This is a genomic window from Pseudomonas sp. 43NM1 (assembly GCF_002836905.1).
Classification (GTDB): domain Bacteria; phylum Pseudomonadota; class Gammaproteobacteria; order Pseudomonadales; family Pseudomonadaceae; genus Aquipseudomonas; species Aquipseudomonas prosekii.
In genome coordinates, this window is the sequence record NZ_MKGS01000179.1 from 17671 (window position 1) to 30335 (window position 12665).

Sequence of the window (12665 nt, forward strand, 5' to 3'; positions counted from 1 at the left end):
CTTTCAAATGAATAAAATGCATGATTTATAAGTCGTCAAGATTTACGCAGCAGTAGCCCGCATCATCACTTTTTTGCACGTCGCGAAACTTTAGCGGCATCCATTCGCATCGCGTGATCAAGCCTGGACTTTCCAATTTTTTGAGGAACGGCAGCAGGCGGCCGTTTGACAAGTCTCCACCAAAACCGTATTCCGAAACGTATAGGACATGCACTGGCTTCTTCACTTTCAGGTATGCGAAATACGTCATGTGATCTACAACCATATTCTTTGCATTTTCAGTCGACAATCCACAAGACGCACCCAGTTTTTCAATGGATTTCAGGTGAGACGGGACATTGAAGACGGCAATCGATAAGGGCTGGCCGGGCAGCGTAGCCTGGGAATAGGCAGCGTTACTTATGGTGGCTGGAAATACCTTGAGCAAAAGCGTGAGCATCGACAGGATGGCAACGATCAAGAGGCTCGAGTATCCAATCATCAGATAATTACACCGTTTGGGCAGTACCTGTGCCTGCATCAATAGGGCAGCAAGTATTAAAGAAATTGGCAAAAACTGAGTGGCCGCGTAGAAGTTCTGAATGTTGAAAAACAGCGCGTTGAATATGTCCGCTGATGCCAGTAGCGCGGCTAGCGTAATGGGCGCGCAGAGTTGGCGCTTGGCGATCTTCACTATGAAAAATATCAGGCTGGCGATGTGCATGCCGACGATAAAAGAGTAGAGCAAATATTGTACTGCCAAGTTTAAATAAACTAGCCACGCCTCGCTGGTCTCTATTGGCGGCAGCCATCCTGACTGCGAGGTCGGGTTGAATGTCAAATGAGTCAGCAGCCTGTCCGGGAAACGGACAAGGTTGTCGGTTGCTGCCGTGAAGAATTCAACCGGCGCAGAAAACATCATCTTTGGCAGTAGTGTGTTTGCCGCTAGCATCGCCTGCATGGCTGGAGCGTCCTGGCAGGCTGCAATGGCGTTTGATTCCTGAAGTACTTGAAAGAATAATAATAGCGTGTAGATCAGCAATCCAGTACGAATCAACACGTGGTCACGCTTTGTTACGAGCCAAAGTGCGAGCAATACAAACGGAAGAAAAAACAAACTTTTTGGATGAACATAAAAAAAGCAGGACAGTACGAACACCTGAGCCAGTGCGGTAATGCTTTGCATGGGCAGAGTTTTCTGCCCCTGAAGTTGGGTGGCGGTTATACAAAAAATTAAAATCGGTAGCGTCATGAATTGTTCGGAGCGTGAAAGCACTAGCAAGTAAGGCAAGACCCCTAATGCCGAAAATGCCAGCAGGCCCGCCAGACGCTTGATCGCTAATGTTCTATTGTCTGTCTGCTGGAGACACCACGCTCCCAAGAGGCCAAACCAGATCACGGCAAAGACAATTCCGCTTATCCTTATGCCCAGTGGGCCCAGATTGGCATATACCCCTGAAATCAACGCGGCAGCGGGATAAAAAACCCAGGACACCGCACGGTCGGACATCGTCGAACATTGGGGGAAGAATGAAACCAGTTTCATGTCCTCCAGAAAAAACCTGGAAACGCTCCATTTCGAAACTATTTCATCTGAATATAAAGGGACAGAGATCCCGGTCAGCAAAACACAGAAGAACAAACCGATGACGATGAGGGCGATTCGTTCCATTGTTTTATGCATTGTTGCGGCCTTGTCTGTCGAGCAGCATAGAGGAAAATCGGGGAGCATATCCGCTGTTTGCGCCTAATGAATAAGGCCGTCAGCTCTCAGGAGCGGCGATGGTGCGAGTTATTAATCGCCTTTAATAATAATTCAACTATTCGACCCTGTTCTTCTCGGATCAAGCCCACCCATAAAGGAAGTCTGATCAAGCGTTCCGACTGTTGGTCAGTGACGCGCAACGCTCCGTGGGCTCGTCCATAACGCTGTCCCGCGGGCGAAGAATGCAAGGGCACATAATGAAAAACGGCATCTACAGAGCTTTTTTTCAATGCACTCAATACCTGCTGGCGATCTGTCTGCGGATGAAGCAATACGTAGTACATGTGCGCGTTGTGTTGGCATTCTTCTGGGATTATCGGGCGGCGTAAAAGACCCTGTTCTTCCAAGGGGGCAAGCATTTCGTGATAGTGCTGCCAACTAGCCAGACGTCGGTCTGTAATAGCCTGCGCCTCTTCTAATTGCGCCCATAGGAATGCGGCTGTCAGTTCACCTGGTAGAAAGGAAGAGCCGACTTCCTGCCACGTGTATTTATCGACTTCGCCGCGAAAAAACCGACTGCGGTCCGTCCCTTTTTCGCGGATTATTTCAGCGCGCAATGCAAGAGCAGCGTCGTTCACCAACAACGCGCCACCTTCGCCGGAGATTACATTCTTGGTTTCGTGGAAGCTGAAAGCGCCCAAGTCGCCAATGCTGCCCAAGGCCCGGCCCCTATAGCTAGCCATTACCCCTTGAGCGGCATCTTCGACAACTTTCAGCCCATGACGACGGGCGATTTCCATGATGCTGTTCATCTCACACGCAACGCCAGCGTAATGAACTGGAACAATGGCTTTGGTTCGAGTCGTAATCGCTTGCTCAATCAACCGTTCATCGAGGTTTAGCGTGTCTTCCCTGATATCGACGAACACGGGAATTGCGCCACGCAAGACAAAAGCGTTCGCGGTGGAAACGAACGTGTAAGAAGGCATGATGACTTCGTCGCCCGGTTGAATGTCCAGCAGTAGCGCGGTCATTTCCAACGCAGCGGTACATGAGTGAGTGAGCAGTGCCTTGACGGATCCAGTCGTTTGTTCAAGCCGGGCGTGGCATTTCTTGGTAAACGGACCATCCCCAGCGAGTACGTTGCCGAGCTTGGCCTGTTCAATGTAGAAAAACTCTTTACCTGTCATATAAGGTCGATTGAACGGGATCTTTCCAATGCTCACGTCATGCCTCCGGTCCGGTACATATGTTGCGCAATAAAATCCGTCAGCGGATTGACATTGTTGTATATCGCGCTTGGCTATCTTCAAGCAAAAGGCCGGTAGTCATTCATCTGCTGGTGGGCAGTTTCGGCTGGGTGCGATCATAGCTCAACGGACCCTTTAAGCCCACATTGACGGATTTGCTGCGCGGCTCGAGGTTCTTGCAAACGAACCAGTGCATCCATCCGCTGAATGTCCCCCATCACACGAATAAATTTCAAAAAACTGCGACGGCTGACTATGGTGAAGCCTGTCTTTGGATCGCCAACCAGTGCACAACCAAGAGAACAAAAATGAGCCAGACGTCGTTCAATATTCAGCGCGCTGCGGTCATCGGCGCGGGCACCATGGGCCGTGGGATTGTCATGTGCCTGGCCAACGCCGGGGTGCCGGTGCAGTGGGTGGATAACAATCCGCAGATGCTTGAGCAGGCGTTGGCCACGGTCGCCGACACCTACGCGCACAACGTGCGTCAGGGCCGGATTGATCAGGCCGAAGCCGACGCACGCATCGCGCGAGTCACCAGCGCGGCGGATTACGCGGCGATTCGCGATGTCGATCTGGTGATCGAAGCGGTGTACGAGAATCTTGAGCTGAAGCAGAAAATCTTCCGCGAACTCGACGGCCTGCTCAAACCCGAAGCGATTCTGGCGAGCAATACCTCGGCGCTCGACATCGACGCGATTGCCGCTGCCACTCGCCGCCCGCAACAGGTGCTGGGCCTGCACTTTTTCAGCCCGGCGCACATCATGAAACTACTTGAAGTGGTGCGCGGCGCGCAGACCGCTCCGGCGGTGCTTGAGGTAGCGCTGGACCTTGGCCAGCGCATGGGCAAAGTCAGCGTGGTGTCGGGCAATTGCCACGGTTTTATCGGCAATCGCATGCTGCATACCTACGTGCTCGAAGCACGCAAAATGCTCCTCGAAGGCGCGTTGCCGTATCAGGTCGACGCCGCGCTGCAAGGTTTCGGTTTCGCCATGGGGCCGTTCCGCATGTACGACGTGGTCGGCATCGATTTGGAATGGCGCGCCCGCGAACTGGCCGGTAAAGGGCAGGATGCGCCTGAGGTGCAGATCGACAATCGGCTGTGTGAGCTCGGGCGTTTTGGTCAGAAGAGCGGCAACGGTTATTACCACTATGAGCCGGGCAGTCGCCAGGCTGAGCACGATGTAGAGGTCGATGCGCTGGTGCTGGAGGTCAGCGAGCGGCTGGGCTTGCAGCGCCGTGAAATCGGTCCTGAAGAGATTCTGGAGCGCTGCTTGCTGGCGCTGGTCAACGAAGGCGCGAAGATCCTCGAGGAAGGCATCGCCGGTTCGGCGCATGACATCGATCTGGTTTACCTCAACGGTTATGGTTTCCCGGCTGACAAGGGCGGGCCAATGGCCTGGGCGGATCAGCAGGGGCTGGCGGAGATTCATCAGCGTTTGTTGGCGCTGGAAACGCGTCAGGGCGATCAGTGGCAACCTGCGCGGCTGATTGGCGAGTTGGCGGCGGTGGGTAAGGGGTTTGCTGACAGGTAGACTCCACCTGTTTGATCGTTCCCATGCTCGGCGTGGGAATGCAGCCCGGGACGGTCCGCGTCCCAAAAGCGGACGCAGAGCGTCCATTGAGGCATTCCCACGCGGAGCATGGGAACGATCCTTCAGAATGAGAGAAATCAATGAATCAACGCACCGACTACCCGCACTTCCAGCCCATCACCACGCGCTGGCACGACAACGACGCCTACGGTCACGTTAATAACGTTACCTATTACAGCTTCTTCGATACGGCAGTGAACACGTACCTGATCGAAGTCGGCGGGCTGGATATCCATGACGGCGAGGTGGTCGGTTTTGTCGTGAGTTCGGCGTGCGATTACTTTGCGTCCATCGCTTTCCCGGATCGCATCGAGATCGGCCTGCGGGTCGGCAAGTTGGGCAACAGTTCGGTGCAATACGAACTGGCGGTGTTCAAGCACGGCGAGGACGAAGCCTGTGCGGCCGGGCGCTTCGTCCACGTGTTTGTCGATCGGGCATCGAATCAGCCAGTGGCGATTCCTGCCGGGCTGCGCGACGCGCTGGAACGCTTGGTAGTTTGAAACGCAAAAAAAATCGCAGCCCGAAGGCTGCGATTTTTATTTAGCGGACCGCTAAGCCTTCAGGCCTCAGCGATGACGATAGTTTTTGTGATGCTTGCGGTGGCCATAGGCATGACCCCGGCCAGGGTGGCCATCGCGGTAGTAGCGACGATCATCACGGCCGCGATAGGAGCGACGGTCGTCGTCCTCATCGCTTTTGTTGCCCATGTAGTTACCCAGCGCGCCGCCAGCACCACCGCCGGCTGCGGAGCCGATGAGGCTGCCGGTGCCGCCGCCGAGGCTGCGACCGACTACGTTGCCGCCGGCTGCGCCCAACGCACCGCCAATGGCGGCTTCGCCACGGCTGCGTTTGTCGGCGCCGACTGCGCTACCACCCGCGCCGCCCAAGGCTGCGCCGATGGTGGAACCTGTATTGCCGCCTAGTGACTGACCGACGACCGAGCCCAGAACTCCACCCAATGCGCCGCCCACACCTGCTTCGGTGGTGCCTCCGGCAGAAGCGAAGCCACTGACCAGGCCAAGGGACAACAAGAGAATCGAGGAGAACTTCATAGAGGAACCTCAAGGGGATGACGACGCGATCCTGAGGTGGTGGGCGGATTGTGACAATCAAAATCCGACGAGTAACACGACTTGTACACAATTCGATAAGTTACTGTTTTATCGAGGGAACTTAAGTGCTTTTCGCCGGTCTTTAGCTACTTCGGATAGGCCGTTTTTGCGAGAAAACGGCCTTTTTTGTGGGCGTTTGGAAAATACCCGAAGCCTATGTTGTCCGGGCAGACGCCTTCGCGGGCAAGCCTTGCTCCTACAGATCGGAGTCGTCCGCGAAATATCCGAACGACACGAACCTGTAGGAGCGAAGCCTACCCGCGAAGAGGGCAGACCTGCTAACGCCCTAAGCCGACTTGGCCATGATCAAACCGCTCTCACTGGCCATCTCCAGACGAATCGCCACAAACTTCGAGGTTGGCGTATGGCTGCCGTCCCCGGTGCTCTCCAGCGGCACCAGCGGGTTCACTTCCGGGTAATACGCCGCAGCCTGTCCGGCAGGAATGTCGAACGCGAGCAAGGTAAAGCCCTTGACCCGACGCTCGCGGCCATCGTCCCAGATCGACACGATGTCGGCTTTCTGCCCAGGCTTGAAGCCCAGACGAATGATGTCCGCCTCGTTCACAAACAACACATCGCGCTGACCCTTCACCCCGCGATAACGGTCATCCAGACCATAAATCGTGGTGTTGTACTGATCGTGGGAACGCATCGATTGCATGATCAAATCCGGCAATACGCCGGTCGCGCGCGTGCGTTCGTGCACCAGATCTTTCGGCAGCAGGTTGGCGCGGAAGTTGGCGCGGCCCGACGGCGTGTTCCACTTGCGTGCGCCAGCGCTGTTGCCGAGGTAGAAACCTCCCGGATTTTTCACCCGCTCATTGAAGTCACGGAAGCCCGGAATGGTGTCGGCGATCAAGTCGCGGATGCGCGAGTAATCGGCCACCAGCCAGTTCCAGTCCACCGGTTTGCTGCCCAACGTTGCGGCGGCGATGCCGGCAATGATCGCTGGCTCCGAACGCATCAGGTTCGACAACCGCTGCAACTGGCCGTTGGAGGCATGGACCATGCTGAACGAATCTTCCACGGTGACCGCTTGCGGGCCCTCAGTCTGGATATCGATGTCGGTGCGGCCCAGGCACGGCAGGATCAGCGCTTCTTTACCGTGGGCCAAATGGCTGCGGTTGAGCTTGGTGCTGATCTGCACGGTCAGGTCGCAATTGCTCAGCGCCTGGAAGGTGCGCGAGCTGTCCGGGGTCGCTTGAGCGAAGTTGCCGCCCAGGCCGATGAAGACTTTGGCGCGACCGTCGGCCATCGCGTGAATCGCCTCGACTACGTTGTGCCCATTATCGCGCGGCACTTTGAACTGAAAGCGCCGTTCCAGTGAATCAAGGAACGCCACTGGCGGACGCTCATTGATGCCCATCGTGCGGTCACCCTGCACGTTGCTGTGGCCGCGCACCGGGCACAAACCGGCGCCCGGCCGGCCGATGTTGCCGCGCAGCAGCATCAGGTTGGCGATTTCCTGAATCGTCGCCACCGAATGGCGGTGCTGGGTGATGCCCATCGCCCAGCACATGATGACGTTCTTGCCTTTGGCGTACATGCGCGCCGCTTGCTCGATTTCCACCAGGGTCAGGCCGGACTGCTCGACGATCTGCTCCCACGGCGTGTCGTCGATGGTGCCCAGGTATTCCAGGACGTTGGCGCTGTGTTCGTTGAGGAAGTCGTGATCGAACACCGCAGGCGTGCCAGCCTTCTGCGCATCGCGTTCCCACAACAACAGGAATTTCGCCATGCCGCGCAGCAGCGCCATGTCGCCGCCCAACGCCGGGCGGAAATACGCGGTGTTGGTGGGTTTGTCGCCATTGGTGAGCATTTCGATCGGATGTTGCGGGTGTTGGAAACGCTCCAGTCCGCGCTCTTTCAGCGGGTTGACACACACCACCTGAGCGCCGCGTTTCACTGCTTCGCGCAGCGGTTCGAGCATCCGTGGGTGGTTGGTGCCGGGGTTCTGGCCCCAGACAAAAATCGCATCGGCGTGCTCGAAATCTTCGAACGTCACCGTGCCTTTGCCGACGCCGACACTTTGCGCCAACGCCACACCGCTGGCCTCGTGGCACATGTTCGAGCAATCAGGAAAGTTGTTGGTGCCGAAGGTGCGCACGAACAATTGATACAGATACGCCGCTTCGTTGCTGGCACGGCCCGAGGTGTAGAACTCGGCTTGGTTGGGACTCGACAGACCCTGCAAATGCTTGGCGATCAGGGCAAACGCGGCTTCCCAGCTGATCGGCTTGTAACGATCGGTCTCGGCGTCGTAGCTCAACGGCTCGGTCAAACGGCCCTGGTATTCGAGCCAGTAATCACTTTGATCGAGCAGCGCGCTGACGCTGTGTTTGGCGAAGAACGCGCCATCGACACGACGTTTGGTCGCCTCCCAGTTCACCGCTTTGGCGCCGTTCTCGCAGAACGCGACCATGCCGGCTTCCTTGGAATCACCCCAGGCACAACCCGGGCAGTCGAAACCGCCGTTCTTGTTGGTCTTGAGCATCATGCGCAGGTTTTTCAGCGCGTTGTCGCTGGTCAACCATGCCCGGGCAACGCTAACCAGCGCGCCCCAACCGCCGGCCGGGCCTTTGTAAGGCTTGTAGCGCGGGACGGGGGTCTGATCGGCTTGATTGTGTTGGCTCACGCTTGATTCTCCATCGCTGGGCTGTAAACCCGCGGCGCACTTTTCTGCGGCAGGTGGATGAGATTGAGGTTGTGGCGGCGCGCCCATTGCACGGCGAGGCCGGTGGGCGACGACAGGCTGACGAGGGTCTGAATGCCTGCGCGCAGCACTTTCTGGATCAATTCGAGGCTGCAACGGCTGGTGACAATCGCCAAGCCGCCAACGGTCGGGATGTTCTGGCGGATCAGGCCGCCGATCAGCTTGTCGAGCGCGTTGTGCCGGCCAATGTCTTCGCGGCCCAGCAACAATTCACCTTGGCCGTTCATGAACACCGCCGCGTGCACCGCGCCGCAATGCTGGCCCAGCGGCTGGAACGCGCCGATGCGCTGGCGCAGGCCGTCGAGCCATTGCGCGGGAGGCAGCGGCGCGCCGGGCAACACTTTGAGGTCCGGCAACGCCTGCTCGACCGCTTCGACGCCGCAGAGCCCGCAACCGCTGGTGCCGGCCAGTTGCCGACGTTGTTGCTTGAGGTTCCAGAACGCGCGGTTGGCGATGGTCACTTGCGCGTATTGCGCCGAACCCGCGCCGCTGAGTTGCAGGTCATAGATGTCGCTGGCGTCTTCGATGATGCCGCTGCCCAGGCTGAAACCGACAATAAAGTCTTCCAGATCCGTCGGCGTCACCAGCATCACCGCTTGGCTGATGCCGTTATAGGCGATCGCCAACGCCACTTCCTCGGCCAGCGCGGTGCTGGTCGATTCTGCGTAGGTCAGATCGCTGTAACTGTAGGTGTGGCTGGCGGCAGGCGCGGGCGTTTCGAGTGCGGGCGCCGCGCTGGTTGGGCGCTTGGCGTTCATGGGGCATCACCGACGGTTTGGTCAGCTCCTAGCCTAGGCGCGTCAACTTGTCGCGTCTAATCGCTAATACTGATCCGCCGATAGATGACGTCGATCAAGACTCGCTCAGCGATTTCTGATAAATCGCGAAACACGCCTCGGCCAGCGCCGAACGTGGCGCCGCGCGGCGCATGATCAGCCCCAGTCGACCGAGGGTTTGCGCATTGTCGATCGGTTGCAGGCGCAGGTGGTCGGTGAGGTTTTCCAGGCCTCCCTCCAGCGGCATCACCGCGCAACAAAATCCGCCGTGCACCGCTTGTAACAATTGGTGGACCGCATCGGTTTGCAGCAACGGTTGCGGCGTCAGCCCGCGACTGTGGAAGTTGTGGTCGATGGATTGGCGAAAGTGCATGCCGCTGGTGAGCATGCCCAGCGGCAGCTCGATCAGCGCTTCCCAACTCAGCGGCGCCTCGCCAAAACTGTAGAAACGCTGATCGTAGAGCAGGCCCATGCGCGTGGTGCTGAACGCCAGCGAATCGAAGCGCTCGCCATCGAGGCGTTCGAGGTAGGACACGCCAAGGTCGAGGCGGTTGTTCGCCAGTTGCTCGAGGATCTGCTCGGAGCTCAACGCCGAGAGTTCGAAACGCAGGTTCGGGTGTTCCTTGTGCAGGCGTTGCATCAGCGGCAGCGGATCGAAACTCGACAGCGGCACCACGCCCAGGCGCAATGTCCCGACCAGATTGCCGCGACACGCCGCCGCTTCAGCCTGCAAGCCGTCATACGCCGCGAGCACCGTGCGCGCCCAGGCCAACACGCGCTCGCCCGGCGCGGTAAAGCCTTCGAAGCGCTGGCCACGATTGACCAGCGGCAACTCGAGTTCTTCCTCGAGGCTGCGCAGGCGCATGGACAAGGTCGGCTGGGTGATGTGACACCGCGCCGCCGCTTGGCCGAAATGCCGGGTTTCGTCGAGGGCGATGAGGAATTTCAGCTGCTTGATGTCCATCTTCGCTCCAGGGCGCGGTGAGGTTGGGGATTTTAGCGCTTGCGGCGGACCGACGTCATTGGTCGGGTTGGAACCGCGCGTTGCCGGGTTGGTCTAGTCTTTTGCGTCTGGACCCTTATCCCATGGAGAGAACACGATGAGCCTTTTGAGTTTTGTGAAAGAAGCAGGCGAGAAACTGCTCGACCTGCTGACACCCGGCAACGCCAATGCCAGCGAACAATTGAAGGAGCACATCAGCAAGGTCGGTCTGGGTAATCCGAATGTGCAGGCCACCGTGGATGGCGACAAGGTCACCGTCACCGGTGAAGTCGCGTCCCAGGAAGAAAAAGAAAAGATTCTGCTGGCGGTGGGCAATATCGCCGGCGTTGGTAGTGTTGATGATCAGATCACCGTGACCGGTGCGGCAACGCTCGTAGCAGCGAAATTTGTCGTGGTCGAGAAGGGCGACACCCTCAGCGCGATTTCCCTGCGCGTTTACGGCGATGCCAACAAGTATCAGAAAATCTTTGACGCGAACAAACCGATGCTCAAAGACGTAAACAAGATCTATCCGGGCCAGTCGTTGCGTATTCCTGAGTAACTACAAACCCGTGGCGAGGGGGCTTGCCCCCGTTGGGTCGCGCAGCGGCTCCAAGATTTTTGCGACTGCTGCGCAGCCGAACGGGGGCAAGCCCCCTCACCACAATAGGCAGACGTGTCGGGCTCAGAGGCCTTCGATCAGGTCGCGATAATCGCCGACCGCCGCAAATTCGGCGGTGTCTTTCGGCCCTTTGCGGCTGTCCGGCTCGCTCACGGCCAGCAAATGCGCTACACCAAAATCTCGCGCACTGCGCAGGATCGGCAGCGTGTCGTCGATGAACAGGCTGCGCGCCGGGTCAAACCCGATATCGGCCTGCAGCGCGTCCCAGAACTGCGGATTTTCCTTGGCGAACCCGTAATCGTGGGAGCTGATCAAACGCTCGAAATAGGGCGCCAGTTCAATCCGTTCCAGTTTCAGCGACAACGAATCGCGGTGCGCATTGGTGATCATCACCACGCGTTTGCCAGCCCGTTTGATCGCCGCCAGAAACGTGTCCGCGTCAGGGCGCAAGGCAATCAGATCGGCGGTTTCCAGTTTCAGTTCGCGCACCGGAATCTTTAGCTCGGCGCTCCAGAAATCCAGGCAATACCATTGCAACTGACCGGCATTGCGCTCGAACAGCGGCTGCAACTCCATCTCCGCCATCGCCCGACTGACGCCGTGCAACTCGGCGTAACGCTGCGGCAGGTGTTCCATCCAGAAATGGTTGTCGTAATGCAGGTCCAGCAGTGTGCCGTCCATGTCCAGCAGCACAGTGTCGATGTCGCGCCAGGGCAGCAGGGACATAAAAAACTTCTCCAGCGGTAAAAAAGATATCCGAGGTCAACAATCAGGATAGGCCGGGTACAGGCTGGTTTGAAAGCGTCGCGAGCGAAGAGAGTGCAAGGAAAAAACAGGCGAGGACGGGGAGTTTACGTGTTGTAAATGACCCGTCCGAGCCTGTTTTTGACGCAGCAATCTCGAGCGCAGCAGCTTTCAAACAGCCTGTATAGTAACGCGTTCACGCCAAGGAGCCGCTTATGCGCCAGAAACCCACCGTACTCGCCCGCGAGATCGTCGCCACCAGCCGTTTATTCTGCGTCGAAGAGCTGAAGCTGCGCTTTTCCAATGGCGTCGAGCGCACTTACGAGCGTCTGGTCGGCAAGGGCGCCGGGTATGGCGCGGTGATGATTGTGGCGATGCTCGATGCCGACCACGCAGTGCTGGTCGAGGAATATTGCGGCGGTACTGACGAGTACGAATTGTCGTTGCCCAAAGGCTTGATCGAGCCGGGCGAGGACGTGCTGGCGGCGGCCGAGCGCGAGCTCAAGGAAGAGGCCGGGTATGGCGCGCGGCAACTGGAACATCTGACCGAGCTGTCGTTGTCGCCCGGTTATATGAGCCAGAAGATCCAAGTGGTGCTGGCCACCGACTTGTACGAAGAAAGCCTGGAGGGCGACGAGCCCGAGCCGATGGGCGTGGAGAAGGTCAACCTGCGTGAATTATCCGGTTTGGCGCAAAACCCGAAATTCACCGAGGGCCGTGCCTTGGCGGCGCTGTACCTGGCCCGCGACTTGCTGACCCAGCGCGGAGTGTTCCTGCCATGAATTTCCCGCATCCGTTGATGGCGCCAGTGATTGAATTGGCGCTGCGGGCTGGCGACGCGATCCTGCCGTTCTGGCGCACCGGCACTGCGGTGACGGCGAAGTCGGATGATTCGCCGGTGACGGCCGCAGACCTGGCGGCGCACCATTTGATTCTCGACGGGCTGACGGCGCTGGACCCGAGTATTCCGGTGTTGTCCGAAGAAGACGCCAACATCCCGCAGAGCGTGCGCGCCGGGTGGCAGCGTTGGTGGCTGGTGGATCCGTTGGACGGGACCAAGGAATTCATTGCCGGCAGCGAAGAATTCACCGTCAACATCGCGTTGATCGAGCAGGGCCGCGTAGTGTTTGGCGTGGTGTCGATGCCGACCAACGGACGTTTCTACGTCGGTGGCGCGGGATTGGGCG

At 58.1% G+C, this 12665-nt stretch carries 12 protein-coding genes; 5 read left to right on the forward strand and 7 right to left on the reverse strand.

The features are described 5' to 3' along the window. Positions 1 to 25: 25 nt before the first annotated feature. Together BI292_RS23015 and rffA are read right to left on the reverse strand one after the other, a co-directional pair. Positions 26 to 1651, reverse strand: coding sequence for a hypothetical protein (locus tag BI292_RS23015; protein WP_256592728.1), 1626 nt, complete (start codon positions 1649 to 1651; stop codon positions 26 to 28). Between the two features lie 98 nt (positions 1652 to 1749). Next, a complete protein-coding gene (gene rffA / locus BI292_RS23020; protein WP_101209295.1) occupies positions 1750 to 2910 on the reverse strand; it encodes a dTDP-4-amino-4,6-dideoxygalactose transaminase in 1161 nt (386 codons plus the stop codon). A gap of 332 nt (positions 2911 to 3242) precedes the next feature. Here rffA and BI292_RS23025 point away from each other — a divergent pair, with 332 nt between their 5' ends. Beyond that, positions 3243 to 4469 (forward strand): 3-hydroxyacyl-CoA dehydrogenase, encoded by a 1227-nt coding sequence (locus tag BI292_RS23025; RefSeq protein ID WP_101209296.1) that lies wholly within the window; start codon positions 3243 to 3245, stop codon positions 4467 to 4469. A gap of 140 nt (positions 4470 to 4609) precedes the next feature. Beyond that, positions 4610 to 5029, forward strand: a complete 420-nt coding sequence (locus tag BI292_RS23030) for a thioesterase family protein (RefSeq protein WP_101209297.1) — start codon at positions 4610 to 4612, stop codon at positions 5027 to 5029. 66 nt (positions 5030 to 5095) lie between these two features. On the opposite strand, the gene BI292_RS23035 is transcribed toward BI292_RS23030, so the two are convergent. The 4 genes from BI292_RS23035 to BI292_RS23050 all read right to left on the reverse strand — a co-directional run bounded on the left by BI292_RS23035 (position 5096) and on the right by BI292_RS23050 (position 10094). Then, entirely contained in the window at positions 5096 to 5581 is a 486-nt protein-coding gene (locus BI292_RS23035; protein WP_092274912.1) for a glycine zipper domain-containing protein, read from the reverse strand. A gap of 346 nt (positions 5582 to 5927) precedes the next feature. After that, on the reverse strand, positions 5928 to 8276 hold the full coding sequence (locus tag BI292_RS23040; RefSeq protein ID WP_101209298.1) for an FdhF/YdeP family oxidoreductase: 2349 nt from the start codon (positions 8274 to 8276) through the stop codon (positions 5928 to 5930). Further along, positions 8273 to 9112 carry a formate dehydrogenase accessory sulfurtransferase FdhD gene (gene fdhD / locus BI292_RS23045; RefSeq protein ID WP_101209299.1) on the reverse strand — a complete coding sequence of 280 codons (840 nt, stop codon included), beginning with the start codon at positions 9110 to 9112 and terminating at the stop codon, positions 8273 to 8275. The genes BI292_RS23040 and fdhD overlap by 4 nt, the downstream gene beginning before the upstream one ends. 94 nt (positions 9113 to 9206) lie before the next feature. Then, on the reverse strand, positions 9207 to 10094 hold the full coding sequence (locus BI292_RS23050; RefSeq protein WP_101209300.1) for a LysR family transcriptional regulator: 888 nt from the start codon (positions 10092 to 10094) through the stop codon (positions 9207 to 9209). A 136-nt stretch (positions 10095 to 10230) separates the two neighbouring features. Between BI292_RS23050 and lysM the strand changes: the two genes are divergently transcribed. Next, positions 10231 to 10674, forward strand: coding sequence for a peptidoglycan-binding protein LysM (gene lysM, locus BI292_RS23055; RefSeq protein WP_092274897.1), 444 nt, complete (start codon positions 10231 to 10233; stop codon positions 10672 to 10674). 123 nt (positions 10675 to 10797) lie between these two features. On the opposite strand, the gene yrfG is transcribed toward lysM, so the two are convergent. After that, entirely contained in the window at positions 10798 to 11460 is a 663-nt protein-coding gene (yrfG, locus tag BI292_RS23060; RefSeq protein WP_092274894.1) for a GMP/IMP nucleotidase, read from the reverse strand. 233 nt (positions 11461 to 11693) lie between these two features. On the opposite strand from yrfG, the gene nudE reads away from it, so the two are divergent. Next, entirely contained in the window at positions 11694 to 12260 is a 567-nt protein-coding gene (gene nudE, locus BI292_RS23065; protein ID WP_101209301.1) for an ADP compounds hydrolase NudE, read from the forward strand. Next, on the forward strand, positions 12257 to 12665 hold a 409-nt coding region (locus tag BI292_RS23070; RefSeq protein ID WP_178076620.1), incomplete at its 3' end, for a 3'(2'),5'-bisphosphate nucleotidase CysQ. The genes nudE and BI292_RS23070, both read left to right, overlap by 4 nt.

Bases quoted from the DNA above. Each gene is read 5' to 3' on its own strand.
- BI292_RS23050 (WP_101209300.1), bottom strand. From the start codon at position 10,094: ATGGACATCAAGCAGCTGAAATTCCTCATCGCCCTCGACGAAACCCGG.
- BI292_RS23025 (WP_101209296.1), top strand. From the start codon at position 3,243: ATGAGCCAGACGTCGTTCAATATTCAGCGCGCTGCGGTCATCGGCGCG.
- lysM (WP_092274897.1), top strand. From the start codon at position 10,231: ATGAGCCTTTTGAGTTTTGTGAAAGAAGCAGGCGAGAAACTGCTCGAC.
- fdhD (WP_101209299.1), bottom strand. From the start codon at position 9,112: ATGAACGCCAAGCGCCCAACCAGCGCGGCGCCCGCACTCGAAACGCCC.
- BI292_RS23030 (WP_101209297.1), top strand. From the start codon at position 4,610: ATGAATCAACGCACCGACTACCCGCACTTCCAGCCCATCACCACGCGC.
- yrfG (WP_092274894.1), bottom strand. From the start codon at position 11,460: ATGTCCCTGCTGCCCTGGCGCGACATCGACACTGTGCTGCTGGACATG.
- BI292_RS23035 (WP_092274912.1), bottom strand. From the start codon at position 5,581: ATGAAGTTCTCCTCGATTCTCTTGTTGTCCCTTGGCCTGGTCAGTGGC.
- BI292_RS23015 (WP_256592728.1), bottom strand. From the start codon at position 1,651: ATGGAACGAATCGCCCTCATCGTCATCGGTTTGTTCTTCTGTGTTTTG.
- nudE (WP_101209301.1), top strand. From the start codon at position 11,694: ATGCGCCAGAAACCCACCGTACTCGCCCGCGAGATCGTCGCCACCAGC.